This window comes from Microvirga ossetica (assembly GCF_002741015.1).
Taxonomy (GTDB): Bacteria; Pseudomonadota; Alphaproteobacteria; order Rhizobiales; family Beijerinckiaceae; genus Microvirga; species Microvirga ossetica.
In genome coordinates, this window is sequence record NZ_CP016619.1 from 856,326 (window position 1) to 882,974 (window position 26,649).

General features: G+C 60.5%; 23 protein-coding genes and 4 pseudogenes. 11 read left to right on the top strand and 16 right to left on the bottom strand.

Annotated features, from left to right (window positions below; translation table 11 throughout):
* Window positions 1–32: 32 nt before the first annotated feature.
* The 4 genes from BB934_RS42315 to dctP form a co-directional block, all read right to left on the bottom strand.
* Window positions 33–1,313, bottom strand: coding sequence for a TRAP transporter large permease (locus BB934_RS42315; protein ID WP_099515527.1), 1,281 nt, complete (start codon window positions 1,311–1,313; stop codon window positions 33–35).
* Window positions 1,310–1,891: a TRAP transporter small permease gene (locus BB934_RS42320; protein WP_099515528.1), complete on the bottom strand. Its 582-nt coding sequence runs from the start codon at window positions 1,889–1,891 to the stop codon at window positions 1,310–1,312. Before BB934_RS42320 ends, BB934_RS42315 begins: the two co-directional genes overlap by 4 nt.
* A gap of 110 nt (window positions 1,892–2,001) precedes the next feature.
* Window positions 2,002–3,018, bottom strand: coding sequence for a TRAP transporter substrate-binding protein (locus BB934_RS42325; protein WP_099515529.1), 1,017 nt, complete (start codon window positions 3,016–3,018; stop codon window positions 2,002–2,004).
* A gap of 168 nt (window positions 3,019–3,186) precedes the next feature.
* Complete coding sequence (dctP, locus tag BB934_RS42330) at window positions 3,187–3,528, bottom strand: TRAP transporter substrate-binding protein DctP (RefSeq protein ID WP_237050685.1); 342 nt, start codon at window positions 3,526–3,528, stop codon at window positions 3,187–3,189.
* Window positions 3,529–3,923: 395 nt separating this feature from the next.
* Between dctP and BB934_RS42335 the strand changes: the two genes are divergently transcribed.
* The gene (locus tag BB934_RS42335; RefSeq protein WP_099513354.1) at window positions 3,924–5,990 is read left to right on the top strand and encodes a recombinase family protein; all 2,067 of its coding nucleotides are present in this window, start codon (window positions 3,924–3,926) and stop codon (window positions 5,988–5,990) included.
* A gap of 8 nt (window positions 5,991–5,998) precedes the next feature.
* Here the strand turns inward: BB934_RS42335 and BB934_RS42340 are convergent, their stop codons facing one another.
* Window positions 5,999–6,697 carry a DctP family TRAP transporter solute-binding subunit gene (locus BB934_RS42340; protein ID WP_099515688.1) on the bottom strand — a complete coding sequence of 233 codons (699 nt, stop codon included), beginning with the start codon at window positions 6,695–6,697 and terminating at the stop codon, window positions 5,999–6,001.
* Window positions 6,698–6,835: 138 nt separating this feature from the next.
* Between BB934_RS42340 and BB934_RS50495 the strand changes: the two genes are divergently transcribed.
* From BB934_RS50495 to BB934_RS48505, 5 genes are all read left to right on the top strand, one after another.
* The gene (locus BB934_RS50495) at window positions 6,836–7,654 is read left to right on the top strand and encodes a FadR/GntR family transcriptional regulator (RefSeq protein WP_099515531.1); all 819 of its coding nucleotides are present in this window, start codon (window positions 6,836–6,838) and stop codon (window positions 7,652–7,654) included.
* On the top strand, window positions 7,641–8,402 hold the full coding sequence (locus tag BB934_RS42350) for an SDR family oxidoreductase (RefSeq protein ID WP_099515532.1): 762 nt from the start codon (window positions 7,641–7,643) through the stop codon (window positions 8,400–8,402). Before BB934_RS50495 ends, BB934_RS42350 begins: the two co-directional genes overlap by 14 nt.
* A 31-nt stretch (window positions 8,403–8,433) precedes the next feature.
* Window positions 8,434–9,483 (top strand): L-idonate 5-dehydrogenase, encoded by a 1,050-nt coding sequence (locus BB934_RS42355; RefSeq protein WP_099515533.1) that lies wholly within the window; start codon window positions 8,434–8,436, stop codon window positions 9,481–9,483.
* A gap of 51 nt (window positions 9,484–9,534) precedes the next feature.
* On the top strand, window positions 9,535–10,734 hold the full coding sequence (locus BB934_RS42360) for a mandelate racemase/muconate lactonizing enzyme family protein (RefSeq protein ID WP_099515534.1): 1,200 nt from the start codon (window positions 9,535–9,537) through the stop codon (window positions 10,732–10,734).
* A 615-nt stretch (window positions 10,735–11,349) separates the two neighbouring features.
* Window positions 11,350–11,568 carry a hypothetical protein gene (locus BB934_RS48505; protein ID WP_162299278.1) on the top strand — a complete coding sequence of 73 codons (219 nt, stop codon included), beginning with the start codon at window positions 11,350–11,352 and terminating at the stop codon, window positions 11,566–11,568.
* Between the two features lie 16 nt (window positions 11,569–11,584).
* Here BB934_RS48505 and BB934_RS42370 read toward each other — a convergent pair whose 3' ends face one another.
* The 9 genes from BB934_RS42370 to BB934_RS42410 form a co-directional block, all read right to left on the bottom strand.
* Window positions 11,585–12,355 carry an enoyl-CoA hydratase/isomerase family protein gene (locus BB934_RS42370; protein ID WP_099515536.1) on the bottom strand — a complete coding sequence of 257 codons (771 nt, stop codon included), beginning with the start codon at window positions 12,353–12,355 and terminating at the stop codon, window positions 11,585–11,587.
* Window positions 12,352–13,548 carry a CaiB/BaiF CoA transferase family protein gene (locus tag BB934_RS42375; protein ID WP_099515537.1) on the bottom strand — a complete coding sequence of 399 codons (1,197 nt, stop codon included), beginning with the start codon at window positions 13,546–13,548 and terminating at the stop codon, window positions 12,352–12,354. Before BB934_RS42375 ends, BB934_RS42370 begins: the two co-directional genes overlap by 4 nt.
* A 169-nt stretch (window positions 13,549–13,717) precedes the next feature.
* Complete coding sequence (locus BB934_RS42380; RefSeq protein ID WP_099515538.1) at window positions 13,718–14,776, bottom strand: ABC transporter ATP-binding protein; 1,059 nt, start codon at window positions 14,774–14,776, stop codon at window positions 13,718–13,720.
* Between the two features lie 45 nt (window positions 14,777–14,821).
* The gene (locus BB934_RS42385; RefSeq protein ID WP_099515689.1) at window positions 14,822–15,766 is read right to left on the bottom strand and encodes a carbohydrate ABC transporter permease; all 945 of its coding nucleotides are present in this window, start codon (window positions 15,764–15,766) and stop codon (window positions 14,822–14,824) included.
* Window positions 15,767–15,772: 6 nt separating this feature from the next.
* Window positions 15,773–16,651 (bottom strand): carbohydrate ABC transporter permease, encoded by an 879-nt coding sequence (locus BB934_RS42390; protein WP_237050686.1) that lies wholly within the window; start codon window positions 16,649–16,651, stop codon window positions 15,773–15,775.
* A 56-nt stretch (window positions 16,652–16,707) separates the two neighbouring features.
* Window positions 16,708–17,958: an ABC transporter substrate-binding protein gene (locus BB934_RS42395; protein ID WP_099515539.1), complete on the bottom strand. Its 1,251-nt coding sequence runs from the start codon at window positions 17,956–17,958 to the stop codon at window positions 16,708–16,710.
* Window positions 17,959–18,064: 106 nt separating this feature from the next.
* Window positions 18,065–18,853, bottom strand: a complete 789-nt coding sequence (locus BB934_RS42400; protein ID WP_099515540.1) for an RraA family protein — start codon at window positions 18,851–18,853, stop codon at window positions 18,065–18,067.
* A gap of 53 nt (window positions 18,854–18,906) precedes the next feature.
* The gene (locus BB934_RS42405; protein WP_099515541.1) at window positions 18,907–19,818 is read right to left on the bottom strand and encodes an amidohydrolase family protein; all 912 of its coding nucleotides are present in this window, start codon (window positions 19,816–19,818) and stop codon (window positions 18,907–18,909) included.
* A complete protein-coding gene (locus tag BB934_RS42410; protein WP_099515542.1) occupies window positions 19,815–20,705 on the bottom strand; it encodes an NAD(P)-dependent oxidoreductase in 891 nt (296 codons plus the stop codon). The genes BB934_RS42405 and BB934_RS42410 overlap by 4 nt, the downstream gene beginning before the upstream one ends.
* Window positions 20,706–20,970: 265 nt before the next feature.
* On the opposite strand from BB934_RS42410, the gene BB934_RS42420 reads away from it, so the two are divergent.
* The 4 genes and pseudogenes from BB934_RS42420 to BB934_RS42435 all read left to right on the top strand — a co-directional run.
* The gene (locus BB934_RS42420) at window positions 20,971–21,840 is read left to right on the top strand and encodes a GntR family transcriptional regulator (protein WP_157934665.1); all 870 of its coding nucleotides are present in this window, start codon (window positions 20,971–20,973) and stop codon (window positions 21,838–21,840) included.
* Between the two features lie 70 nt (window positions 21,841–21,910).
* Window positions 21,911–22,612, top strand: coding sequence for an NIPSNAP family protein (locus BB934_RS42425; RefSeq protein ID WP_099515545.1), 702 nt, complete (start codon window positions 21,911–21,913; stop codon window positions 22,610–22,612).
* 405 nt (window positions 22,613–23,017) lie between these two features.
* Complete coding sequence (locus BB934_RS42430; RefSeq protein ID WP_099515546.1) at window positions 23,018–23,875, top strand: phosphotransferase family protein; 858 nt, start codon at window positions 23,018–23,020, stop codon at window positions 23,873–23,875.
* Between the two features lie 121 nt (window positions 23,876–23,996).
* Window positions 23,997–24,359: pseudogene (locus BB934_RS42435) on the top strand (IS110 family transposase); the annotation flags it as partial.
* A 53-nt stretch (window positions 24,360–24,412) separates the two neighbouring features.
* On the opposite strand, the pseudogene BB934_RS42440 reads toward BB934_RS42435, so the two are convergent.
* Window positions 24,413–25,100 (bottom strand): annotated as a pseudogene (locus tag BB934_RS42440) (IS6 family transposase).
* A 60-nt stretch (window positions 25,101–25,160) separates the two neighbouring features.
* On the opposite strand from BB934_RS42440, the pseudogene BB934_RS42445 reads away from it, so the two are divergent.
* Window positions 25,161–26,186: pseudogene (locus tag BB934_RS42445) on the top strand (Tn3 family transposase); the annotation flags it as partial.
* 322 nt (window positions 26,187–26,508) lie between these two features.
* On the opposite strand, the pseudogene BB934_RS51365 reads toward BB934_RS42445, so the two are convergent.
* Window positions 26,509–26,628: pseudogene (locus tag BB934_RS51365) on the bottom strand (hypothetical protein); the annotation flags it as partial.
* Window positions 26,629–26,649 lie beyond the last annotated feature (21 nt).

Sequence of the window (26,649 nt, forward strand, 5' to 3'; positions counted from 1 at the left end):
TAGCCCAACCCTGGGCACGGCAGTCTATTGCGTCATCGTGTCATAAGAGCCAGCGGCCACATGACGATCTGCGGGAAGACGATGAGAAGGACCAAGACGCAGACTTGTGCGATCATGAACGGCATCACCCCCCGGATCACGCCCCGCATCGGAACCTTTGCGACGCCGCACACGACATTGAGAACCGTGCCGACGGGTGGCGTCACGAGCCCAATGGCATTGTTCATGATGAACAGCACCCCGAAGTAAACGGGATCGATGCCGGCCTGCTTGACGACAGGCATGAGCACCGGTGTCATGATCAGGACCGTCGGCGTGAAGTCGAGTGCCGTTCCGACGATCAGGATCAGGATCATCAGGACGGCCATGAGCAGGGTCTGGTTCCCCATCAAGGGCTGAACCATGTCGGCCAGTTGCTGCGGGATGTTTGCAGTGGTGATCAGCCACGCGGAGACGCCGGCCGCCGCGACCAGGAACATGATGATGGCGGTCGTTTCCGCGGCGCGATAGAAGAGTTCGAAGAGCTGTCCGAACTTGATCTCCCGATAGATGACCATTCCCACGAAGAGCGAATAGGCGGCTGCGATCACGGCCGCCTCGGTGGGCGTGAAGGCGCCGAACTTGAGGCCTCCGATGATGACCACGGGCAGCACGAGTGCCCACAAGGCTTTGCGGGTTTCCTGCAAGCGCTCAGGGAAGGAACGCTTCGGCTCGACCTTCGGATTGTCCCGCCCGATGCTCCATCGCCAGGCGAGGAGAATGGACACGCCCATGAGGATGCCGGGGACGATGCCCGCGATGAACAGCTTGGTGATCGAGACGCCTCCGGCGACACCGAAGACGATCATCCCGATCGACGGCGGAATGACTGGAGCGATGATCCCGCCGCAGGCGATGAGGCCGCACGACCGGTCGATGTTGTAGCCGGCTTTCCTCATCAAGGGAATGAGCACAGCCGCCAGCGCCGCGGTATCCGCGACGGCCGACCCGGACAAGGACGCCATGATGACCGCCGCGCCGACCGCCACGTAACCCAGGCCGCCCCGAATATGACCAATCCAGGACATGGCCATCACGATGATGCGGCGGGTCATCCCGCCCGCATTCATGAACTCTCCCGCCAGCATGAAGAACGGCACCGCGAGCAGGGGAAAGCTGTTGGCGCCATCCCACATGTTCTGGATCACGATCTGCGGGTCCGTGATCCCCATGTACAGCATCATGGCGAGGCCGCAGCCAATGAGCGCGAAGGCGATCGGCATGCCCAGGGCCATCAGGCCGAGGAGTGAGGCTATGAAGACGAATACGATCACCGTTGGGCCCCTTCATGCGAGAGTTGCGCCTTCATGTCCCGCTCAGTCTCGAGGCCTTCGCTGAGGCCCTCCTCGTGGACTTCGATCAGCTCGTCCTCCCCGACCTGGCCCAGGAACAGCCGGATCAGGTTGACGGTGCAAATGACCGCGATGGAGGCGCCGGTCAGGTAACTGACGCCATAGACCCAGATCATGCTGAACTGGCCGACCGGGGACGCGTTGCCCGCGAGGATGTCGTGCTGAAGGTAGGTCCCGTAGAAGATGATGAGGCTGCAAACCAGCATGATCGCCTGGCTGATGCCCCAGCAGACCTTCCTGCCGAACACCGGGAGCGCATGGACGACCATGTCGACGCCGAGGTGATTGCGGCGATGCAGTCCGATGATGCCTCCGAGGAACGTCATCCAGACAAAGGCGAATCGCGGCACCTCTTCCGAGAGGTCGATCCCTGTGTTGAAGAAGATCCTCAAGACGACGTTGCCGAAGACCATGACCAGCATCACGACCATGCACACGACCATGACGATCTCGAGCGTCCTGAAGAACGCGCCAATCGCCATTTGCACCCATCGACCCATGTGGACACTCCTCGGACGCCGAGATTGACTGAACCCGCACCGCGTCTTTCGACCGCCGGCCCGGTCGGCAAGCAGGCGGCCTCATCGAACGAGGCCGCCTGGAATAGGGACTAATTGGTCGTGCGGGCCTTCTCGACCTCTGCGATGAAGCCGTTCACGAAGTCCTCGCCGATCTGTTGCTTGAATTTAGCGACGACGGGCTTGACGCGTTCCTGGACCTTGCTGAGTTCGGCCGGGGGTACGGCGTCGACGGACACGCCGGCGGCCTTGAACTTCTCGATCACGTCCTTGTCGCCTTCATCGAGCAGCTTGCGCTGGAGCAACCCTGCCTCCGTCGCGGCCTTCTGGACTCCGGCCTTGTCGCTTGCAGACAACGAATCCCAGAACTTCTTGGAGGCGACCATCGCGACGGGGGTATAGACATGGTTTGTGAGCGAGATGTACTTCTGGACCTCTTGCATCTTGTTGGCCCACATGTGCTGGAGCGGGTTCTCCTGCCCATCGAGCGCCTTGACCTCGAGGGCGGTGAAGACCTCGGAGAAAGCCATCGGCACGGCATTGGCGCCGATCGTCTTCCAGGTATCGAGCGCCACCGGATTGGCCATGACCCGCAGCTTCAGGCCGCTCACGTCGTCGGCCTTCGTCACGGCGTGCCGGCTGTTCGAGAGGTTACGGAAGCCCATGCCGGTCCAGGTCAGACCGACCAGGCCGCTCGGCTCGAGCTTCTCGAAGATCTTCTTCGACGAGGGGCCGTCGAGGACGCTGTAGACCTCCTTCTCGTTCTGGAACAGGAACGGCAGGTCCCAAACCTGGACTTCCTTGATGCGGGTGGACAGCGGCGCCAGCGTGCCGATGTACAGTTCCTGGGTTCCGGCCTGGACAGCCTGAAGCATCTTCTCGTCGCTGCCGAGCATGGCCGAATGGAACGCCTGAACCTTGACATTGCCATTGGTGTAGCTTGCCACAAGCTCGGCAAACTTGTTCATCGCAATCGCCTGAGGATGAGTGTCCGGCATCGCGTGGCCGATCTTGGCCTTGACCTCGGCCATTGCCACAGTCGAACCCATCAGCATGGCGCCAAGGGCCAGGACAAAGCCCGCCCGTCGCGTGAGAACAGAACGTGTCATGATGTTTTCCTCCTTGTCGCGCCAGGCTTCTCGCCCTGGCGAGGCGGCTGCAAGCCGCCATTCGCTTCATCCATAAGCCACTTCAGACGCGGTGCGTAGGACATCTCGAGATCGCACGGATACGCTTGGGCTTCACTTTGCCATGAGTCCCTGGCGCACCCTGAACTGCTAGTGCGTACCACGAGCCTTCTTGATCTCGGCGTAGAACCCTTCGACAAACTCGGTGCCAATCGTTTCCGTGCTCTTGTCGATGACGGGCTGGATCGCCTTGCGGATATTCTCGAGTTCAGCGGGAGGCATCGAGGAGACGGTCATTCCCTTTGCCGTCAGTTCGCTCACGACCTCGTTGGCCTGCTTGAGTTCCTCGGCGCGCTGGAAGGTCCGGGTTGCCTCGGCTGCCGCCATCACGGCCGACTGCTGCTCGGGGCTGAGGGACGACCAGAATTTCTTCGAGGCCACCAGGGCGACCGGCGTATAGACGTGGTTCGTGATGGTCAGGTACTTCTGCACCTCGAACGACAGCGTCAGTTGATACCCCCTTCCACAACCCGGCGGATCGGGATTCGATTGAGATCGAGGTCACTGATTCGCGGCACCCGCTCTTCGGCCGCCGGTTCCTGCTGGTCTCGGTGAGCGCGCGCCGGCATGACGGCCACGCTCTCGTCGCCTATCGGGACCGCGTGGTGCTGAAGCTTCCGATCGGAGCGACGAGCCTTGCTCCACGGCCGTCGTGTGAGCCGCCGTGCAAGCTGACACGTGAGGCACTGGAGGAACTGATCGCCCTGGCCGACGAGTGCGGGGTGGCGCCATGCCCATGCGACCCGAACGCGTCTGGAGACGCTTGCCCGACGAACTCCGCGCCGCGATCGCCGAAGACGTCGCCGCCATCCTCACAGAGGTGATCTATGAGATCGGAACTTATCACCGACCGGCATCTGGCCCGCCACGCGGTCATCTACATCCGCCAGTCCAGTCCGCACCAGGTGCTGAGCAATCAGGAGAGTCTGCGCCTGCAGTACGATCTACGTCGGCGCGCGCTCGGCCTCGGGTGGCGTGAGGAGGACGTCGAGATCATCGATGCCGACCTCGGGCTGAGCGGCGCAGCCGCTGTCCACCGCGAGGGCTTCAAGGACCTGATCGCACGCGTTACGCTCGGCCAGGTTGGCATCGTGCTCTCCTCCGAGGTGACGCGCCTGACCCGAAACTGTTCGGACTGGTACCCACTGCTCGATCTGTGCGGCTACAGGGACTGCCTCATTGCCGACCGCGACGGAGTCTATGATCCGGGCACCGCTAATGGGCGCCTGCTGCTCGGGCTCAAGGGGACCCTCTCCGAAGTCGAGTTGCACACGATCCGCGCCCGCCTCACGGCTGGTCTCCTGAACAAGGCCGCACGCGGAGAGCTGGCGCTGATCTTGCCGGTCGGCCTCGTCCGGGAGACTGGCGGTGTGGTGGTCAAGAACCCTGACCGCGAGGTGCAAGCCCGCCTCGATCTGATCTTCACGACCTTCCTGCGGCTCCGCTCGGCCAGCAAGGTGCTGCACGCCTTCAACGAGCGCGGCCTGAGCATCCCGCGCCGGGGACGGTTCGGCGATACGGTCTGGCGCCCACCCACCGTTGCGGCCATCCTGCAGGTGCTGAAGAACCCCGCCTACGCCGGCGCTTTTGTCTACGGGCGCACCCGCTCGGTCCGCACAGCGCCCTTAGGCAAAGGCTCGCAAAAGAGGCTCCCGCGCGAGCAGTGGAGGATCGTCGTGAAGGACCAGTACCCCGCCTATATCAGCTGGGCGACGTTCGAGAAGATCGAGGCCATGCTGCGCGACAATTACGCTGAGTACGACCGGAACAAGACGCGTGGCGTGCCGCGCGAGGGTGCCGCGCTGCTGCACGGGATGGTTTACTGCGGCGCGTGCGGTCACAAGATGGTGGTCCAGTACAAGGGCGGCGCCCGGTACATGTGCAACTATCTTCGTCAGCAGCATGGCGTTCCGGTGTGCCAAGTCATCCCGGCCGCGCCGGTCGATGCCGAGGCCGTGGCGGCTTTCTTCAAGGCCCTCACCCCCGCCGAGTTGGATGCCTACACGCAGGCTGTTTCCCTCCGGCGCGAGGCAGACGCAGCCGGGCTGAAGGCTCAAGCGCAACAGGTTGAGCGGCTGCGCTACCGGGCGGCGCTGGCCGAACGGCAGTTCGATCAGGTCGATCCAGACAACCGTCTCGTCGCGGCTGAACTCGAGCGGCGCTGGGAGGAAACGTTGCGTGATTTGCGCCAGGCCGAAGCCGCGCTCGCCGATGCGGCGCCGGAAGAAGGCCGCGTCATCCCGTTCGGTGTCGGCCCTGATCTCCAAGCCGCGTTTACCGAGGTCGGTCGGCGCCTGCCGGATCTATGGCAGCAACCGGCCCTCACCACGGTGCGCAAGAAGGCGCTGCTGCGATGCCTCATCGACAAGGTGGTGATCCACCGTGCCGTCCGGGACACGATCGCCCTACGCCTCGTCTGGCGCGGCGGCGCGACGAGCGAGATCGCGCTGCCAATTACGGTTGGCTCGCTCGCTGAACTGTCACGGAGCGGCGAGATGGAAGCCGCCATCGTCGAGCGCGCCCGCGCGGGTGAGAGTGATGCGGCCATCGCCGCCGCGCTGACCGCCGCCGGACATCGCTCACCTCTGCGCCAGGCGGTCTTGCCGAGCACAGTTCAGGCCATCCGGCTGCGGCACGGCATCCTGCGCGAACGCCGCCAGTCGCATCCGCGCCGCATCCCCGGCTGCCTGACGGTGTCCCAACTCGCGGCCCAGCTCGGCGTTACGCCGCACTGGATCTATGACCGCATTTACAACGGCACGATTGCTATTGAACTGGATGCCAAGACAGGTCTCTATCTGTTCCCGGATGGCCCCACGACCTTGCGCGCGTTCCAAAAGCTCAAAGCCGGCAAGGTGGACCGCCTCTCTCCCGTCCCTCGGTTGGCTTGTTGAGGAGGGCACTAAGATGCGTGATCGAACATCTTGTTCGCGTACATGTCGACGACCGGGTGCTCATATCCGTCGAGAGCCTTCGTCTCGAGAGCGGTGTAGACCTCGGTGAACGCCATCGGGACGGCGTTGAGTCCCATCGCATTGAAGCTGGCCAGGGCCATCGGGCTTTGCATCACGCGAACCTTGAGCCCTTTCATGTCCGCGAGCGCATTGATCTGGCGCTTGCTGTTCGACATGTTCCGGAAGGCACCGCCCGACCAGGCCAAGCCCTGCAAGTTCATGTCGGCCAGGCCGTCCAAAACCTTGCGGCCGGCCGGACCGTCCAGGACCGCCGCTGCTTCGGCGTCGGTCGCAAACAGAAACGGAAAATCAAAGATCTGGATTTCCTTCTTCCGGGTCGCGATCGGGGACAGCGCTCCCATGTAAAAGTCGATCGTCCCGGCCTGGGTTGCGATCAGCATCTTTTCCTCGGATCCCAGCGTGGCGTTGCCGAAGACATCGACCTTGACCTTACCGCCCGTCGCTTCGGCGACCTTCCCGGCAAAGTACTTCATCGCCGCCGAGCGCGGATGGCTGTCGGCGAAGGAGTGGCCGAGGCGGGCGGTCTTTGTCTCCTGGGCAACGGAGGGGCTCGCTACAATCCCCAGTAACAAGCCGACAGCGGCTGCCAGACCTGCAAGGGAAGCGGGACGTGACGTTTTCAGCATGAACATTCCTCCGATCTTGGTGAACCGCTCTTCGGCGACTTTCGAGCGCTTAGATTGCAACAACGCCCTTTTTTGCTCTGATGACAGGTTGTCTTACATCTGTCAACGTGGCAAAGAGAGGGAAGAAGGAGTTTCGCGATGCTGCCCGCCAAGGAAAGTGCCAAGGACGAGGCCCGGATCGTCCTCGAATCGCTGGTCCCACGGCCGAACCTCGCGGCCCATGCCGCGGGGATTCTCGCCCGGTCGATCGAGGACGGGTCCCTCAAGCCGGGCGCGCGGTTGCCGGGCGAGATCGAGTTGGCGCGCCAGCTTGGGATCAGCCGCCCCGTCGTCCGCGAGGCGATCGCCTACCTGAAGGCCGACGGCCTAGTCGAGAGCCGGCATGGCCGTGGCCTGTTCGTCAATCGCCAGGAGACGCTGAGGCTGCGCCTGGGTGAAATCGATGCGTCCGAGAAGACGATCCTCGAGTTCCTGGAGTTGCGGCGCGGACTGGAGGTCGAGGCGGCCCAGCTCGCCGCGATGCGGCACACGGCTCACGACCTGGTCAAGATGGAGGCGGCCATCGCCGCATTGAACGCGGCTGACGAGGCAGGTCGGGAAAGTGCCCAGCATGACCTCGCCTTTCATCTGGCCATCGCCGATGCCGCCCGCAATCCACTGATCCGTCGTGTCTTGCAGTTCGTCTCCAAGCCGCTGCTGGCCTCGATCCAGAACATGCGGGCCAAGGATAGAGGAGCGGCGAAGCGTATCGATAAACGTCGTGCGGATCATGACCGCATCCTTGAGCGCATCAAGGCGCGGAAGGTTGCCGAGGCGGGAGAGGCCATGCGCCGGCACATCGACGAGGCCTATGGCCACTACGCCGCCCTGGTGCCGTCGGGCGTCCCGGAGCTCGATCCACGTCCGGTTCCGCAGGGAAAGCTTCCAAAGGCAGGTAAACGTGATGAAACTGTTTGATCTTTCGGGCAAGACGGCACTCGTGACAGGATCCTCGCGCGGACTTGGCCGTGCCATGGCTGAGGGACTCGCGGCCGCAGGCGCCGGGATCGTGTTAAACGGCTCCGACGAGGAGAGGCTGACCAAGGCGGTCGCAGAGATGGGTGCTGCCGGGTACATCGTGCAGGCCTCACGCTTCGACGTCACCGACGAGACGGCGATCCTCGAGGCCTTCGACGCCCTCGACCGGCAGGGCGTCGCGATCGACATTCTCGTCAACAATGCCGGCATCCAGTTCCGCCGCCCGATGCTCGACCTCGAGACCGCGGACTGGAGGCGCGTCGTCGACACAAACCTGACAAGCGCCTTCGTGATCGGACGGGAGGCAGCGCGCCGGATGGCGCAGCGGGGCTACGGGAAAATCATCAACATCGGATCGCTGACGAGCGAGTTGGCGCGCGCGACCGTGGCCCCCTACACGGTTGCCAAAGGTGGCATCAAGATGCTCACCAAGGCGATGGCGGCCGAGTGGGGGGAACTTGGAATCCAGGCCAACGCCATTGGACCGGGTTACATGATCACCGACATGAACCAGGCGCTGATCGACAATCCGACCTTCGATGCCTGGGTGAAGGGACGGACTCCCGCGCGGCGGTGGGGGCGCCCCGATGAGCTTGCGGGAACTTGTGTCTACCTCGCCTCGGCCGCGTCGGATTACGTCAGCGGCCAGATCATCTATGTCGACGGTGGAATGATCTCCGTCCTCTGAGGAATGTCCGCGAATAGCAGGGAGTGTCATCATGGCCGTCTCATCGTCACTTGGTGTCGTCATTCACGCCCCAAAGGACTTGCATGTGGAAGCGGTCCCTTCCGTCACTCCCGGCCCTGGTGAGGTTCGGGTTGCAATCGAGGCCGGGGGAATCTGCGGCTCCGACCTGCATTACTTCAACCACGGTGGGTTCGGCACGGTCCGCATTCGCGAGCCAATGGTCCTTGGTCACGAGATCGCCGGCACGATCGTGGAGGTCGGCCCTGAGGTCACGACGATCTCTCCCGGCGCTCGCGTGGCGGTCAACCCAAGCCGGCCCTGCGGCCATTGCCGTTTCTGCCGGGAAGGCATGCGGCACGAGTGTGTCGACATGCACTTCATCGGGAGCGCCATGCGGTTCCCACACGCGCAAGGGGGCTTTCGGCAAAGCCTGACCATCCGCGCCGAACAGGCGGTGCCGGTCGCCGATACGGTTTCGATGGCGGAGGCCGCCATGGCCGAACCGCTCTCCGTCTGCCTCCACGCCGCCGTGCAGGCCGGGCCGCTGCAAGGAAAGCGGGTGCTGGTGACCGGGTGCGGTCCCATCGGCGTCCTGTGCGTGGCCGTGGCCCGGCATGCAGGCGCCGCCGAGATCGTCGCGACCGATATTGCCGATTATCCACTCTCGATTGCACGTCAGATCGGTGCGACGCGAGTTGTCAATATGCTTGAGGAGCCCGACGCCCTTGCCTCCTATACCTCCGACAAGGGCCATTTCGACGTTCAGTTCGAGTGCTCGGGCAATGAACGTGCCTTGGCGGGGGCGCTCGACGCCATTCGCCCGGGCGGGATCGTCGTGCAGGTCGGCCTGGGCGGCGACGTGAAGCTCCCGATCAATCTCATCGTGGCGAAAGAGCTGCAACTGCGTGGCACGTTCCGCTTTGACCGCGAGTTCCCGCTTGCCGTCGAGCTCATGGGGCGGGGTCAGATCGACGTCAAGCCGCTTCTTAGCGCCACGGTCCCGTTTCGGAATGCCCTTGAGGCGTTCGCGTTGGCGCAGGATCGTTCGCGCGCCGTCAAGGTTCAACTCACCTTCGCCTGATGGCCTGGCCGGATTCCGGCCGCTGCGGGCAACTTCACAAGGGAAACATCCATGAAAATTACGGCAATTGAGACGTTACGCACGGAGGAGTTCGGAAACGTGATCTGGGTCCGGGTTCACACCGATGCGGGCGTGATCGGGCTCGGCGAGACATTCTATGGCGCCGGCGCGGTGGAGGCTCATCTCCACGAAACGCTGGCGGGTCGGGTCCTTGGACGTAATCCGCTTCACATCGAGGCGCTGCACCGTGACATGACGAACCTGCCCATGGCCCAGGCCTCGACGGGGGCGGAGTCGCGTGCAACCTCGGCCGTCGATATCGCGTTATGGGACATCTTCGGCAAGGTTTGCGGCCAGCCGGTGCATCAGATGCTCGGTGGTCTTTGCCGCGACAAGCAGCGCATCTACAACACCTGCGCCGGTACCCGCTACGTCCGCTCCTCCAACATCAAGCCGGTCTCGACCTGGGGTCTTGGCGTTGATGACAGCCCGTACGAGGACCTAGACGGGTTCATGAACCGCGCCGACGTTTTGGCCGAAAGCCTTCTCGAGTCGGGGATCTCGGCCATGAAGATCTGGCCCTTCGACCCGGCTGCGATCGAGAACCACGGGTTGTTCATCTCGGCCGAACAGATGAAGACGGCCATTGTGCCCTTCGAGAAGATCCGCAAGGCCGTCGGCGACAAGATGGAGATCATGGTCGAGTTCCATTCCCTGTGGAACCTGCCAGTGGCGAAGCAGATCGCGCGCGCGCTCGAGCCCTACAAACCGACATGGTACGAAGATCCGATCCGGATGACATCGCCTCAGGCCTTGGCCGAATATGCGCGCTCGACGGACGTCTGGGTCTGCGCCAGCGAGACCCTCGGCTCCCGCTGGCCCTACAAGGACCTCCTCGAGCGCGATGCCACCCATGTGGTCATGGTGGATCTCTGTTGGACCGGGGGACTGACGGAAGGGCGCAAGATCGCAGCACTGGCCGAGACGTGGCACCGGCCGTTCGCGCCGCACGACTGCACCGGACCCGTTGGCTTCGTGGCCTCGATCCATGCCTCGCTCAGCCAGCCCAACACGCTGATCCAGGAATCGGTGCGCGCCTTCTACCGTGGCTGGTACCTCGAGCTAGTGACCGAGATGCCGAAGATCGAGGGCGGATACGTTTATCCGCTGGAAGCACCAGGGCTCGGTGTCGAACTCCTGCCGGCCGTGTTCGAACGTGCAGACCTGACGGTCAGGCGGTCGGAACTTTAACGCTGACGCCGCCAGCGAAGATGATCGTCAACGAGAGAGGGCGATCGGCCATGCCCAGCAGGCGACCGCCCTCGATCCGCTGGATCCTCAGGACCACTGGCTGCGCGGCATGCTGCTACAGATGCAGCGCGATTTCTCCAGCATCCGCTTCCATCGCGATCGCCCCTCACGTTCAGTCTGGACGAGATCGAGACGCTCGGTTATTGGGGCCTGGATTTTGCCTACGCTTGCGAGCCCGAACGCACTATAGGGCAGGTGGAACAATCGATCCGGCTCAATCGGTTCGTCCCGCCATTATCAGCCGAACAATTTGGCTAGGCATGTTCCGGATACCTACTCTGCTACTGTAATCCGGGTAGATCCGTAGTGGGTCAGGCCAGGAAATGCTCTACCCTTCATGAACGTCTGGTGTTGCGGCCGCAAGCTGACATTCAGCGTTCTTCAGCCCCGTGCCAAACCGAGAGCTTGCAGTGGATCACGGATGAGCGTCTTGGCCCGGATCTACTGTTATCTTGCATTGCACAAATTTGTCGCGGCTTCTGCGGCTCGAAAGTGGCACCATATGGGTTAACCTCGAGTCAACTGGCGGCAATCGTTAGGGAAAGGAAAAGCCACATGGGTCAGACGTTCTGCCCACAGTGTTCCTGCGGCGCAGCATCCGTCTTGAGCTTCGCCACGCATGATCGTGGCTTCACCGCCGCTGTTCAGTGCCACGTCTGCGGCTTCGAGAAGCGCACCGATCGTGGCTTCGAGGACGAGCAGGCCGCCCGCGAGGCCGCAATCCATGATTGGATAGAGGGAACGGAGCTCCTTCCGTCAGCCCCTCGCACTTGATTTCAGCGCCTAATCCTTATTGACCACTCCATTCTGGCTTGCGCTTGCTCAGAAAGGCTTGGACGCCATGCTTGAAGTCTTGGCTTCCATAGCACTCCCGTATGAGATCATCTCCCTCAAGGCGCAATGCCGTGATCACACGGCGAATAGCCTCCTTGCTGACACGCATCGTGATAGGCGCATTCTGAGCAAGCCGCTGAACCAGTTCAGCTGCACGCTTATCGATGGTGCCAGGATCAACTACCTCGGCCACGAACCCAGCCTCACGCGCCTCGTGGGCGGAAAGCATCTCGCCCGTGAGAAGGATGCGCTTCACCCGACCCACCCCTAGTTCGGCAACAAGGCGGGCGTAGTTGCCGATGGACAGGCAATTTCCGAGAGTGCGCGCGATGGGAACACCAAATGACGCTGTTGGCGTCGCAATGCGCAGATCGCAACATGCCGCAATGGCCAGTCCGCCGCCCACACACCATCCGTCGATGATCGCGAGCGTCGGACACGGCAGCCGGTCGACACTGGCCAGAAACTCCTCCATGCGACGCTCGTAGTTGATGCCGTCTTCTCCAGACTTGAAGTCGACGAACTGTTGAATATCAGTTCCTGCGACGAAGGACTGGCCAACACCCCGGAACGTGGCAACGCGAATGCCAGGCTCGGCCCGGATCCGCTCGCAGATGGATCCAAGCTCCTCATACATTGCCCAGGTCATCGCATTGCGTGCTTCAGGGCGATCAAAGATCACGTGAGCAATGGCGCCGTCTCGCTTGAAATGGACAGCACCAGTCATAATCCGAACGCTCCCTTCTTGCGCAATTCCTGAACTTTCACGGAATTGTAACCGAGCTCGGTCAAAACAGCTTCCGTATGTTGCCCCAACAGTGGTGGCGGGTATCTTACTTCCTGCGGCGTCTCGCTCATCTTCACTGGAAAACCCAGCGCCTTGATAGTGCCTTCTACGGGATGCTGCATCTCCATCACCATTTGACGTGCACTCGCCTGCTCGCTCTGAAGGGCCTGCGCATAGTCGTAGATCGGCGCGGCCGGCACACCAGCCGCAAGCAACGCACCGGTCCATTCCTCGCTTGAGCGCTGCATCAGACTCTTTTCAATCTCCTCGATGAGTGCCTCGCGGTTCTGAAGACGATCAGTGTTCGTAAGGAACCGGCTATCCTCAACGAGATCGAGGCGCCCGATGACCTCGCACAAGCTGATCCAAAGCTTCTGATTTGCCGCGCCGATTACGAGATGGCCGTCAGCGCACCTGACGGCTTGGTAGGGGGCGCTCATGCGATTGGCGCTCCCGATCGGTCCCGGTACTCGTCCTGTACCCCAATACTCCGCGGTTTCCCATATCGAAAGGCTCAGAGCAGTCTCAAAGAGAGATGCATCGATGAACTGACCCGCTCCACTTTGCTCCCGTCCTATGATGGCACTGAGGATTCCGTAGAGGGCAAGCAGTCCTGACCCGAGATCCGCGATCGGAATGCTGTTCTTCACCGGCGGCAGGCCAGGATAGCCGGTCCCGCTCATCACGCCACTCATGGCCTGGGCGATCAGATCGAAACCCGGCCGCTGAGCCCATGGGCCTGATTGGCCAAATCCCGAGATGCTGGCATAAACCAACCGTGGATTAATGGCCTTCAAGGTTGGGTAATCGATCTTCAGCCGGGCCACAACGCCTGGACGGTTATTCTCAACCAGAATGTCTGCGCTGCGGACAAGGTCGTAAAAGACCTCACGGCCAGCCTCGTTCTTAAGATCAACCTCAATGCTACGCTTGTTCCTGTTCAAAGCCAGGAAGCCACCACTGTCAGCACCCTTCAGACGAAAGCCCATCGAGCGCCGGGTCTGGTCCCCTGACCCTGGAGGTTCGATCTTGATCACATCTGCCCCCATGTCGCCGAGCAGCATACAGCAGAACGGACCCGCCATGACTTGACTAACATCGAGAACCTTGAGCTGAGCAAGTGGGAGGTTCATTCAAAGACTTCCTTCTTCATTCAGTCAGACCCGGTTTCGTAGTTCGATCGTTGTCCCTGCTGACCACTCGACCACTGGCGCCCCGGAGCAAATGCGGCGAGAGCCACCTGGGAGACAACTTAAAGGCTGCTCCCATCCACAATGAGGCGGCCCCGGGCGCACACGACCCTCAACTCATGCGCTTGCCGGTCTGCTCGTCGAAGAGGTGCACCAGCTTCGGGTCGGGCGTGATACGGATGTGATGGCCCGGCTGAGCATCGACGCGCTCGCGGAACACTCCGACGATATCCGTGCCACCGAACTTGGCGAAGACCTGCGTCTCCGACCCGGTCGGCTCGACCACGGCGACCTCGGCCGGAACGCCGTTGACGTCGTCGAGGACGAAATGCTCCGGCCGGATGCCGTAGATGATCGGCTGCCCGTCCGAGGCCGCAGGCGGATTGGCGACCGGCAGGGTCAGCCCGGTATCGGTCACGAAGCGCCCGCCCTGCAGATGCCCCTTGAGGAAGTTCATGGCCGGCGAGCCGATGAAGCCGGCGACGAAGAGGTTGGCCGGCCGGTCGTAGAGTTCGAGCGGCGCGCCGACCTGCTCGACCACGCCGTCGTGCATCACCACGATCTTGTCGGCCATGGTCATGGCCTCGATCTGGTCGTGGGTGACGTAGATGGTGGTGGTCTTCAGCCGCTGGTGCAGGGCCTTGATCTCCGTGCGCATGGCGACCCGCAGCTTGGCATCGAGGTTGGAGAGCGGCTCGTCGAAGAGGAAGACCTGCGGATCGCGCACGATGGCGCGTCCCATGGCGACGCGCTGGCGCTGGCCGCCCGAGAGCTGGCGCGGATAGCGGTCGAGAAGCTTGCCCAGGCCGAGGATCTCGGCGGCGCGGTCGACGCGGGACTTGATCTCGGTCTTGGGCGCCCGCTTCAGCTTGAGCGAGAAGGCCATGTTGTCGGCGACCGTCATATGCGGGTAGAGCGCATAGTTCTGGAACACCATCGCGATGTCGCGCTCCTTGGGCGGAACGTCGTTCACGACCTTCGGGCCGATGCGAAGCTCGCCGCCGGACACGCTTTCCAGTCCCGCGATCATGCGCAGGAGGGTCGATTTGCCGCAGCCGGACGGCCCGACCAGGATCACGAACTCGCCGTCCTGGATCTCGATGGAGACACCGTGAATGACCGGGACGGTTCCGAAGTTCTTGCGAATGTTGCGGATCTCAACTGAAGCCATCACTTACCTTTCACGCTTGCTCTACTCCTCTTGCAGTCATCACCTCTATCGTCCGACACCAAAGCTGATGCCTGTCGAGATAAAGCGCTGCAGAAGGACGAAGAGAGAAATCAGAGGGAGCGTTGCGATAACAGCGCCTGTCATGAGGAGAGACCATTCCGTTCCCTCACTTGACTGCAAGACGGACAGACCAAGCTGGATGGTTTTGATATGATCGCTGTTGGTGATGATGAGCGGCCACATAAAATCAGACCAAGCGAACTGAAAGCTGAAGACCCCGAGTGTTGTGAGGGCAGGGATCGCCATTGGCAGCGTAATGCGCCAATAGATGCCGAATTCACTTGCGCCGTCGATTCGAGCAGCATCCTCTAGTTCTGACGGTAAAGTGAGGAAGAACTGCCGGAGGAAAAAGATAGAGTACCCACTCACGATGCCCGGCAGGATCAGTCCCTTGAAGCTGTCCAGCCAGCCGGTGCCTCCCATGCCCAACCAATCGTTCCCGCCGGCGAACGGCATGTGCTTGATCATCACGAACAGCGGAATGACCAGAACCTCGTGCGGAATCATCACCGTCGCGAGGATGACAAAGAAGACAGCCTCGCGCCCAGGAAAGCGATAGCGCGCCAGCACAAATGCCGCCATGCTGGACAGCAGGAGCTGGAGGAAGGTTCTGATCGTAGCATAGACGAGCGTGTTCCAGAACAGCAGCCCCATCTTCATACGAGGGTCGGACCAGATGCGGACGAAGTTATCCCACTTAAAAGGTTCTGGAAGAAGATGAGGCGGATAGGCATAGACGTCCGGTTCAGCCCGTAACGCAATCGAGATCATCCAGAAGAATGGGAACAGCATTACGAGTGCGATGACAGTTGCCGGTAAGTAAAAGCCGAACCAGTCCCTTAAGAGCCTGCGGACGGCTGGACGTACGCTGACGTCCACTTCGCTGTCGTGTGCAGGGACGCCAGTCAGAACGGTCGGATTTGCGCTCATCGTCATTTATCCATAAATTTCTTTACGAGCAAACACGCGAACGTTGACCAGAGACGCGGCGACTAGGATGACGAACAAAGCGAGCGCCATCGCGGAGGCATAGCCCATCTCGAGGTGCACGAAGGCGGTCCGATAAATCTGGTGCACGATCGTTGTCGTCGAGTTGTTTGGCCCGCCATTCGTCATCACGAAGACCTGTTCGAAAACCTGGAACGAGGCAATCACGGAGGTGATGATCACATAGACGGTCGACGGCATCAGCAAAGGCAGCGTGATGTACCAGAAGCTGCGAGCTTTCCCGGCTCCGTCGAGCGATGCCGCCTCGTAGAGTTCGCGCGGGATCGACTGCAGTCCCGCAAGAAAGATCACCATGTTGAAGCCGACACCCTTCCAAATGCTCAAGATGATGACGCTCGGCATGGCCCAGGTGCTGCTGCTGAGCCATTGCTTAGGTGCAATGCCGAAGAGCGACAGAACGTAATTGAAAAGGCCGATCGTCTCAGAATAGAACAGCATCCAGACTAGCGCCGTCGTTACCAGCGGCGCAACGACAGGGGCATAGTAGACGGTGCGGAAGAACGAAATCGCTGGGAGGCGGCGATTGATAAACAGCGCAAGCAGGAGCGACAGGACCATTCCTACCGGAACTGTAACGGCTGTGTAGTAGGCCGTGTTTCGCACCGCCGTCCAGAACACGTCGTCGTCGAGAAGATCCTCATAGTTAAGGAGGCCAATCCACTTAGGCGTGCCAACGATATCATAGCTTGTGAAGCTTAGGTACACGACGAGCAGGATTGGAAAGATGACAAAGACAGTCATCCACGCCAGTGGCAGGCCAAGAAAGACAGAGCCGAGGATAACCTTCTGTCGATTCAAGCCCATCATCCATTCCTTCCCAGAGATGATAAGGCGGCGCGGCACGGGTGCCGCGCCGGATCGCTTTAGCGCCGGAGCCCGCGGTTAGCCTGGCGCGCCGCATTGGTGATGGTCTCCTGGGGGTCGGCTCCAGAGCTGATCGCCTCAAGGGCCGGCCGCAGAGCGTCAACGACCTTCGTCCACTTCGCCTGGACCGGGTAGATCTTGACGTTGGCCGAGAGTTCCTGGGTCTTCTCGAGCGCTGGGAGCTTCCCGAATGTCTCTTTCGCGAAGGGCTCGTTGACCACAGCTGGTGATACACCTGGCTTTAGAACCTGGATGCGATATTGCTGTGCTTCAGGAGAGGCCATGAACATCACAAACTTCGCGGCTTCCTTTGGGTGCTTTGTCGTAGAAAAGGCGGTATACGCACCGATGCTGGCGACTGTTCCGGATGGGCCGCCCGGGGTCGCGGTTGGGAATGGAACAACGTCGAACGGCTGGGCAGGTTGACCAAGATTCGCCGCTGCATAGAAGATCCACGGCCCATCGAAGATCATCCCAAAGCGGCCTGTGAGCAGACCACGCCGCATGCCATCCTGGGGTACATTCGTGGAGATGAGACCTTCTCGCGACAGCTTACTGAGATATGTGGCCGCCTTGATGCCAGCATCATTATTGAACGCAACCTCGCTTTCATCCGCGTTGAAGACCTGACCGCCATGGGCATAAAGGAGGCTCACAAAGAAGTAGATGAGGTTGTCCTGGTCACCAACGGCAAGGCCGTAGCGATCGACAGTATTGCCGGTTTTTTTGGAGAGAGCCTTGGCCGACGCGTAAAGCTCATCCAGTGTTGTGGGACCTTTCTCAACTCCGGCTTCCTTGAAGGCGTCCAGATTGTAGACAATCATGCGCGGATCCTGCGCATACGGAATGCCGTAGACCCCGTCTTTGAACTGCGCGTAACTCCAGGCAGACGGATAGATGCTGTTCTTGATTTCGGCAGCACCGTACTTGTTGAGGTCCAGTAGGGATCCATTGGCTGCGAACTGCGTGAGGAAGCCGCTCCAAATGGGGCTCACGTCGGGAGCCGTTCCCGATGCAACGGCGGTGGTGATCTTCTCGAAATTGCCGCCGAAATTGACCTTTGTTCTCTGGACTTTAATATTGGGATTCGCCTTCTCGAAGGCTTCGATCATGCGGACCGTCGCCGTCTCTTCCTGAACGCTGTGACCTTCCCAAAACTGCAATGTGACCTGTTGTGCCTGTGCGTAGCTGCCAGATATCACAGCGACGCTGAGTGAGAGACCGGCAGTCAAGTGCCTTATGAGCTTCATGGTTTCCTCCGTTGGATTGTGCCCCTTATTGTGGGTCTGCTATGGCTTCGTCCGGCGATTTGCTCCAGAGCCGACGGCGTTGCAGACGCCGCCGGCTGAGGATCTATCAGGCACGGTCAAGTTCGGCGTAATATTCATCCACAGCCGTGTAATCGACCGTACTGTCGACGGGCATGCCAAGCGCCTCGTAATGGCCCCGGCGCGACTTCATGTCGGCGATGAGGACCGCTTTGGCGTGCCGTGCGACCTCCTCGGCGACCTCGAGAGGCACGATCACAAGACCATCGTCGTCGCAGCCAACGATGTCGCCCGGACGGACCTGCGCCCCTCCAAAGCCGATGGTGGCCTGCTTCTCAACAGCCTCAATGCGGCCCGGAATGATGGTGCGGCCGCGGCTCTTTGCACAAACAGGGGTTTTCTGCTGCAGGATCTCGGCGGTATCGCGACACTGTCCATTGGTGATGATCCCTACGGCACCGGCTTTGACCGCCCGCAGAGTGTTCTCCGACCCCCAGAGACCCACATTATCAGCTCCGCCGACGTCGGTGACTACGACGTGGCCGGGCTTGATCTCGTCGTTGAAGCCAAGGGCCCCGCGTCCGACCTTGTCGAACCAGATTCCATGGGCGTTGACGATGTCTTCAGTGGTGTCAAGCTTCCACATTGGTTTGTTGGCGGGAACGCACCTCAGGGTATAGGCCACGCCCCAAAAGCGCATGCCGAGCCACAGCGATCGAATGTCTTCTGACACAAGGCCGATGTTGAAGTATCCGATCCCGTCCAGGGCATCGCACACGTCAACAACCCGCAGTGGTTCAAAGTACTTGCGAACCCGGAACGGGTCCGGTTGACCGACCTTGGAGGTCTCTGAAGGGGACGTAGCTTTGGTATCCATTTTTGCTCTCCTGCTGCAGTCTGGCGTGCCCGAAAGCCCGCGGTTGAAAGAAGTCAGAGGCGGTAGATCCGCTCGGCGTTGTCGTGAAAGAGCTTGCGCTGCTCCGGGAGCGGCAAGTCTGCAATGGCCGCGAGAAAGCCGGCGACGATAGTTGCGTAGGGCGCCACGAGACTGTCCACCGGATAGTTGCTTGCGAACATTGAACGGTCGGTGCCGAAAATCGCAATCGCGTCGCGGATCACCGGCCCATTGGCTTCAAGAGCCCAGGGTTGGCCCATTTGACCAAGGCCGGATATTTTGATGGCAACGTTCGGGAATGCGGCGACTGCTTCCAGAGCCCGGCGCCAGGCGGCGAGGCCCTCAGGGCTGCGATCTACCGGTAGTCCTGTATGGTTGATGATGATTTGTGTCGTTGGGAAATCGCGGGCGAGATCGGCGGCGGCGTCGAGGTGCCACCACGGCGTCTGCAGATCGAAGGACAATCGTAGCTCACCTAGGACAGCGTAACCGCGCCGCCAGTTCGGATCATCCATAGAGCCTAGGCCGCCCCGCTTTGCCTCGCTCGGCGATAAAGCCGCCGCGGGCTTGTGGCGAATGCCCCGGACGAGCGGGAAGGAACTCTGCTCCTTGAGGATTGAGTGAGCGTCGGGTCGATCCAGCGCCGCATGGGCGACGCAGGCTGTCGGAAGACTCTCCTGATGGGACAGCTTCTGAAGCCATTCTGTTTCGGCGACTGGCCTTGCCCTGTCCGATTCCGCTTCAATATGAACAGTCTTCACGACTTGATAGGGCGCCATGTCCCGGCGGAAGTCGGCTGGGAGGTAATTGCGCTTCAACGCTGAATAGTCACCGTAGCGGAAAGCGATTGGCTCGGGGTCTTGAAGCCAGGGATAATAGTTCGCGTCGAGGTCCCAGAAGTGCTGGTGAGCATCGATGATTGTGGTGACGTGACGGGCATCGCTCATGATCGCGAACCCTCGTAAAGCCGTACAACAGAGGCCGAATCCTGCATTTCATTGCCCTGGTTCACAAAGGTCGCGTATTGTTCGAACGCGGTCTCGACGACCGGCAGGGACAGGCCGAGTTCCCTTTCAAATTCCACGACGGATTTCAGGTCCTTCAGGAGCTGGCGTGCATAAGCTTTCGGAGGGTCGAAACTCCGGGCCTTCATTTGCCGGTAGATCGTCTGCAGCAGAACGCTATCGGCTGCCCCGCCTGCAAGGCACTGGGGGAGACGTTTGGCATCGATCCCCGCGGCCTCGGCCATGCTAACGGTCTCAGCCATCAGCACGTAGCCTACCCCTACAATCGCTTGATTGATAATCTTCGTTGTCTGGCCTGCACCGACAGGCCCCATCACCGTGAAATTGGCGGCAAGGTCGTTCATGATCGGGCGGATCGCCTCAATATCCTCAGCCTCCCCTCCGGCCATGATGGTCATGGCGCCCTGCCGTGCGGCGCTTGGGCCGCCCGAAACGGGGGCGTCGACCCACCTACACCCGGTTTCGGAGCGAAGCCGGGAGGCCATCTGACGTGTTGCCTCGGGATCCGCCGTTGAGAGGTCGACCACGATCCGGGGCCGCTTCGCGGAGGCCGCCACGCCGTCCTTCTCAAAAATGCAGCGATCCACGGCCTCGGTGTGCAACACACACATCAGAACGATGTCGCTGTTGTCAGCAACGGAGGCAGGATCATTTGCCGCTACCGCTCCATAGGGTACGACCGTGTCGAGGCGCTGCGGCTCCTGGTTCCAAACCGTCACCGTCCAGCCCTGGTCGAGAAGTCGGCGCGTCATCCCCTCACCCATCAGGCCGATCCCAATGAATCCAAGTCTCGGCCTCGCCTCGTTCATTGCAGCAGCTCCCGGTTTGGGGAACCGTCCCTGGGCAGTGCGTCAAGCACCTTACCTTGGGGGTCATCCCCGCACAGGCCCATGGCGTTGGAATTGGCGCACGCGGGGACATGCGGCGAGACGCTGAATGTTCCGGCCAAGCTCAAGCCAGGGGGGAACGCGTCAACCATCGGAGCCGATACTGTCCGCTTCAGGCGCGTAGCGGCTGCAACCAAACCCTCGCGCTGAAGCGCGATTTGGCCTCGTTCGCCCATGGCGTTCTCCCTTGCCCTCCGGTCACCGAAGTGCCTTAGGTTGTTGGGCTGAGCGTGCATACAAATTCAAAGCTCGTCAACACCTCGTTCGGATTTTTCTTGAAATTGCCTTCAAGGCTCATCTGGTGCATACATATTTGATGGCTTACTCATCTTTGTCTTTCACCACTGCCGATGATGACACTCCAGTGCTTTCCGAGCCCTCCGTTGGGCGCAAAGGACGCCTCCATGGAGAGGCCGTGACTGCGCTCCGGGAGCGGATTGTTTCCGGTCAGCTCCTGCCGGGGGCTTTCCTCCGCGAGAAGGAGATTTGCGAAGAGCTTGGCATTTCCCGCACGCCGCTGCGGGAGGCCATCAGAACATTGGCGCGCGAGGGATTGGTTCGACTCGAGCCCAATCGAGGAGCGGTCGTGACTCCGCTCGATCTCGACGAAATTGAGGCTCTGTACCATGCGGTTGGTCACGTCGAGGCAGGAGCAGCGAAATTAGCCTGCCAACAGGCTTCTGACGAGGAGATCGCCGCAATCACGATCCTCCACCACCAGATGATGATCGCCTATGTGCAGCGCGATCTGCCTAGCTACATCAGCCTGAACCAGGACATACATCGCAACATTGTTCTAGCGTCCCGTAATTTCGTGCTTCTTGAGATTTGGGATCTTCTTGCCCCGCGCGTCCGTCGGGCCCGCTCCGCAGCCAATCTCTATCCGTCACGGTGGGATGCTGCGGTTCGCGAGCATGAGGAAATGCAGGCGGCGCTGGTTACGAGAGACGGGATCAGGCTCAGCACGCTGATGGAGCCGCATTATCTTAATGGCTTGGCCGTGATGCGGGCGGCTATGGAAACGGCGGCCGATACAGATCCGGAGCAGGCAGCTTAACAGCACTTGCATACAAGTTGCCTTGCTAAAACTTGTATGCAAGACTCCGATCGTAGCTGTGGAGGCGTTCATGTTCTATGAACTCCGGATGTACCATGCGGTCCCCGGACGTCTTGCTGAACTGGTCGAGCGGATCGGAAAGATTCTGCCGCCGTTCTTCAAACGTCACGGCTTCCCGCCACGGTTGGGCCAGTGGACCGTGAGCGCAGGTCCTTCGATGCCCATGCTGATATGGCTTCTCTGCTGGCCCCAAGGTTTCACTCAGAGATCCGCGTCATTTGCTGGGTTGGGTGCCGATCCAGAATGGCAGGCCATCAGACTGACAACCAATGGACTGGGCGAGATGGTCCGCAAGTACGATCTTCGCATCCTCACGCCATCGCCGGCATGGGCGCGGCCATCAGCGACTGATGGACTGCCACCGGAGCCGGTTGATGCGGAGCTCTTCGAGCTGCGAGTTTATGATGTGCCGGTTGGCTTCCTCGCAGCAGCGAATGAGATTCTGACCGCTTCCCACCTTCCCTCTCTGGCTGCATGCGGTGCCACAATCCTCGGTGTTTTCGAGAATCAGACGGGACCATCGACCCCTGGAATTACGATGCTGTTGGGTTGGCAAAACTTCGAGGAAAGGCGTAAAGGTCTTCGCCGCTTTGAGTCCTTGCCAGAAGTTCGCTCGACCGAGGCATTAAATATTCTGGGCTCTTCCGCCTGTGTGCTGCTTGAGGCGTCTCCGTTTGGTCGCCCTAATCACCACCTCTGGCCCGCGATGTAGTGGGTCGTCATTTCGATCGCGCAGCCGGGCTGGCTGCCGCCAACGAAAATCATGCCGGATGGTCAGGTCCTGCAATGTCTGCCTCGCATCCGCTTGGATGCAGCCGCACTCCGACAAGTGAATTGCGTTGTCCGCATTGAGCTATCTGCCCTGCGCTGCAAAGCCAATTAGTTGGCGACTTCTGTTGAGCGCGAACACAACCCTACTCCGGCATACGCGCACCCCGCATACCCAAGAGTCTGCGATATAAGGTCTGGCGCGAAATGAATCCCAGTCCGCTTGCCAGATTGAATATAGTAGTCAATTTAAACTGATCGAGGACATGATCGAACTTTACTTGCAGACTTCGACCAATCCGATCTTCATAGAGTCTCGCGTGGATCAGGAGCTAATATGAAGGCTGGAATGGACTTGGATGCCTTACGCTCCATCTTGACGGACTCATTTCCAGAGCTCTCCGGATCAGAATTCATCACCCACACGGCCGGTTGGGACTGCGTCGCAGTGGACGTCGATGGTCGTCTGATTTTCAAGTTTCCCCGCCATGAACTGGCCGAGAAAGCCCTAATTGTTGAGGCCCGCCTTCTCACCGCTATTCGGCCGGCCGTATCCATGCCGGTCCCAGATCTAACTCTCTTTTCCGGTCCGCCTCGGTTCTCCAGACACGTCAAGCTCAAGGGAGAGCATTTGCTAACGCAGCACTATCAGCAGTTGCCATCTGAGGCCCGCCAGCGCCTCGCAAGTGATATGGCACTCTTCTATGCCGAACTCCACAGCATTGATGCTCGGCACATGGAGGCCCTAGGTGCCGGCCCGTTAAGACCCTGGCTACACCCTGACGATATCCTTCGCCGCGTGTGGCCCATCCTGCCGTTGGCCTCGCGGCGTTATGCTGACAAAGCCATTGACGATTGGCAGCAACTGCCGTCTGACCCCTATGGCGTAACATATGGTTTCTTCGACGGTCACGGCTGGAACATGGCATTCGACCATAAGGAGAAACGTCTGAACGGCATTTATGATTTTGCGGACTCTGGCTTTGGGCCACTTCACCAAGAATTCATCTACACCAACTGGATTGAGCCGGATCTCACTGCGCGCATAGTAGCGGAGTATGAGGCGCTAACTGGCCGTGATCTGGACCGTCAGCGCATCGATTTGCTCACCGGGGTACTGAGACTGTCGGAACTTGCGGAGGCGATTGATGATGCCGTCCACTTCGCTGAAAAGATGAAGGCGGTCATGGACTGGAGTAGTCGGTAATGTCGATCCATCCTTTAGCGGGGCGGAAAGCATAGGCGTTGCCTTGATGGTGTGGACGCCCCCCAACGGCCTCGGTGTGCCACAGTGGAGGTGTTGATTGCACCACTTGAGGGAGGCGTCCATGGGAGAGGTTAGCACAATCGGGTTGGATCTGGCGAAGAGCGTGTTCCAGGTTCATGGGGCGGATGCATCGGGCACGGTCCTGTTCCGCAAGAAGCTGCGGCGGCATCAGGTCCTCGCGTTCTTCTCGTCTCAGCCACCCTGCACGGTGGCCATGGAAGCCTGCGGCAGCGCTCACCATTGGGCGCGCGAGATCGGCCGGCTCGGGCATGCGGTCCGGTTGATCCCGCCGGCTTACGTGAAGCCTTTTGTGAAGCGCCAGAAGAACGACGCTGCCGATGCCGAGGCGATCTGCGAGGCGGCCCAGCGCCCGACGATGCGCTTCGTGGCTCCCAAGAGTGAGAAGGCTCAAGCCGCTGCTGTGGCTTCGTTGCAGTAAATTGGAAAGGGCATGACGCACCCGCCCGCACGCATTCTTCAGGCGGTGAGGCCGAAGAGCTTGTTGATGAGACGGATTTCGCCTGTCACTCCTGGCTGTGTCAGGGCGCAGTGGCCACGACGGATCATCCGCATCACCTCGAAGCCCTTGATCGTCGCACGCGCCGTTTTCATGCTCTGGAAGCCGCGGGTCGGCCGGACCACACGCTTGAGCGCTCCATGATCCGCCTCGATGATGTTGTTCAAGTACTTCGACGTCCGATGCATGACCTCTTTGGGCAGCAGCCCTTCGTACTTCAGGCGCCGGATGGCTTTGGGATAAGACGCCAGCTTGTCAGTCGTGATCGACTCAGGAGGACAGTCGCTCATCGTCTTCACGGCTTTGCGCAAGAAGCGGTAAGCCGCTTGGGTGTTCCGTCGTGAAGTCGATAAGCTGGCCGTGCTTGTCGACTGCCCGAAACAAGTACCTCCACTTGCCGCCGACCCGCACATAGGTCTCATCGACTCGCCATGAGCCAGACCGGTGCCCCTGGTATCGGCGAACCCTCTTCTCGATCTCCGGCGCGTAGCGCTGGACCCAGCGAAAGAGAGTGGATGGGTCGACGGCGACGCCGCGCTCTTGCATCATCTCGGCCAAATCGCGATAGCTGATGCCGTACTTGCAGTACCAGCGCACGCACAGCAGGATGATCTCGACCGGAAAGCGACGGCGCTTGAACAGGGACAACAGAACGGCTCCTTGACTGACCGCCCTTCATTAAACTGCCAAGGTTAATGCAACGGAGCCTACAAGCTGGCGCAGGCTTGTATTACGGATAGGCACGCCCAACACCCGCATGCCCGCTTGTGGGGCGATGGCTCTACCGCTTCATCAGATGGGCAATTCTTCCAAGCCAGCGATCGTGCCGGTCAGCGCAGCGACATCAATCTGCATTATGGCAGCGAACCCGGTTCGAAGTTCTACAGCCATTTGTCCGATCAGTACGGCTACTTCAGCATCCTGCCGATCAGCGCCACCGAGAGCGAGGCTCCCTACGTGCTGGATGGCTTGTTTGATCATGAGACGGAACTCGACATCCAGGAGCACTTCACGGACACAGGCGGGGCGAGCGATCATGTCTTTGGTCTCTTTGCTCTGACAGGTCGGCGCTTTGCTCCGCGGCTTCGTAATCTCAAGGACCGGAAGCTCCATACCTTCGAGAAGCCGGAGGCCTATCCTGCGCTGCAGGAACATATCGGCGTGCCGATCAACACCAGTCTGATCATGGAGTACTGGGATGACCTGCTGCATCTGGCGGCCTCGATCCAGACGCGGACGGTCGCTCCCTCAACAATCCTCAAGCGGCTGGCAGCCTCCCGCAATCCCAGCCAGCTCGCACGGGCATTGCGCGAGATCGGCCGCCTCGAGCGCACGCTGTTCATGATCGAGTGGTATTCCGATCCCGCGTTCCGGCGCCGCTGTCAGGCAGGTCTGAACAAAGGTGAGGCAGCTCATAAGCTGAAACGGGCCGTGTTCTTCCATGAGCGCGGCGAAATCCGGGATCGCTCATTTGAGAGCCAGGCGTTCAGGGCATCCGGGCTGAACCTGGTCGTGAGCGCCATTGTTTATTGGAATACGGTCTATCTCGGGCGCGCTGTGGATCATCTCCGCCGGCAGGGACGCATCATTCCCACCGAGATGCTCAAACACGTGTCGCCATTGAGCTGGGAGCATATCAATCTCACCGGCACCTATGCTTGGGGCGAGCAGCCTGTGCTCGTGGACGGCTTTCGACCCTTGCGACTGCCGCAAGCGTTGGCACGCGCCGCATAGCGCAGCTGGCTCATAAAAAGCGCAGGTTCTTTATTTGTTCTACCTTAGCGTGTCAATGGGAACAGTTCTTGCGCTGGCCCCTACGAAGGACGAATATTTGGCGAAGTATGAAACCTGGCGAAAGGAAAACGGTCGCTGACCTCTGCAAGCGCGGGCATTGTCCTGCGCCCTTTAAACGCCATATCTGAAGGGAGTTCCTGATGGTTTTGGACGCACATGGAAACATCTGGTTGCCAGTGAGTGGATCGAGACCATCGACCCAGTCCCGAACGAGCCTGCGCACGGGGAGCCACAGCGTTTTTTGTAGGCACAGTCGATTCTCCCCTGCCCCGGCCTCGACAAAGCACGTATGACCCAGTTTCTGCAGCTGGAGGGCGGACTCGGGCGTCATCGCAACGCGTGCTTCGCCCGGAAAGGCTTCGTTCGGTGCTCCGATCCTCATGCCCAATGTACTGTTATGCGT

Bases quoted from the DNA above. Each gene is read 5' to 3' on its own strand.
- BB934_RS42320 (WP_099515528.1), bottom strand. From the start codon at position 1,891: ATGGGTCGATGGGTGCAAATGGCGATTGGCGCGTTCTTCAGGACGCTC.
- BB934_RS42325 (WP_099515529.1), bottom strand. From the start codon at position 3,018: ATGACACGTTCTGTTCTCACGCGACGGGCGGGCTTTGTCCTGGCCCTT.
- BB934_RS42335 (WP_099513354.1), top strand. From the start codon at position 3,924: ATGAGATCGGAACTTATCACCGACCGGCATCTGGCCCGCCACGCGGTC.
- BB934_RS42340 (WP_099515688.1), bottom strand. From the start codon at position 6,697: ATGCTGAAAACGTCACGTCCCGCTTCCCTTGCAGGTCTGGCAGCCGCT.
- BB934_RS50495 (WP_099515531.1), top strand. From the start codon at position 6,836: ATGCTGCCCGCCAAGGAAAGTGCCAAGGACGAGGCCCGGATCGTCCTC.
- BB934_RS42350 (WP_099515532.1), top strand. From the start codon at position 7,641: ATGAAACTGTTTGATCTTTCGGGCAAGACGGCACTCGTGACAGGATCC.
- BB934_RS42355 (WP_099515533.1), top strand. From the start codon at position 8,434: ATGGCCGTCTCATCGTCACTTGGTGTCGTCATTCACGCCCCAAAGGAC.
- BB934_RS42360 (WP_099515534.1), top strand. From the start codon at position 9,535: ATGAAAATTACGGCAATTGAGACGTTACGCACGGAGGAGTTCGGAAAC.
- BB934_RS48505 (WP_162299278.1), top strand. From the start codon at position 11,350: ATGGGTCAGACGTTCTGCCCACAGTGTTCCTGCGGCGCAGCATCCGTC.
- BB934_RS42370 (WP_099515536.1), bottom strand. From the start codon at position 12,355: ATGACTGGTGCTGTCCATTTCAAGCGAGACGGCGCCATTGCTCACGTG.
- BB934_RS42375 (WP_099515537.1), bottom strand. From the start codon at position 13,548: ATGAACCTCCCACTTGCTCAGCTCAAGGTTCTCGATGTTAGTCAAGTC.
- BB934_RS42380 (WP_099515538.1), bottom strand. From the start codon at position 14,776: ATGGCTTCAGTTGAGATCCGCAACATTCGCAAGAACTTCGGAACCGTC.
- BB934_RS42385 (WP_099515689.1), bottom strand. From the start codon at position 15,766: ATGAGCGCAAATCCGACCGTTCTGACTGGCGTCCCTGCACACGACAGC.
- BB934_RS42390 (WP_237050686.1), bottom strand. From the start codon at position 16,651: ATGATGGGCTTGAATCGACAGAAGGTTATCCTCGGCTCTGTCTTTCTT.
- BB934_RS42395 (WP_099515539.1), bottom strand. From the start codon at position 17,958: ATGAAGCTCATAAGGCACTTGACTGCCGGTCTCTCACTCAGCGTCGCT.
- BB934_RS42400 (WP_099515540.1), bottom strand. From the start codon at position 18,853: ATGGATACCAAAGCTACGTCCCCTTCAGAGACCTCCAAGGTCGGTCAA.
- BB934_RS42405 (WP_099515541.1), bottom strand. From the start codon at position 19,818: ATGAGCGATGCCCGTCACGTCACCACAATCATCGATGCTCACCAGCAC.
- BB934_RS42410 (WP_099515542.1), bottom strand. From the start codon at position 20,705: ATGAACGAGGCGAGGCCGAGACTTGGATTCATTGGGATCGGCCTGATG.
- BB934_RS42425 (WP_099515545.1), top strand. From the start codon at position 21,911: ATGTTCTATGAACTCCGGATGTACCATGCGGTCCCCGGACGTCTTGCT.
- BB934_RS42430 (WP_099515546.1), top strand. From the start codon at position 23,018: ATGGACTTGGATGCCTTACGCTCCATCTTGACGGACTCATTTCCAGAG.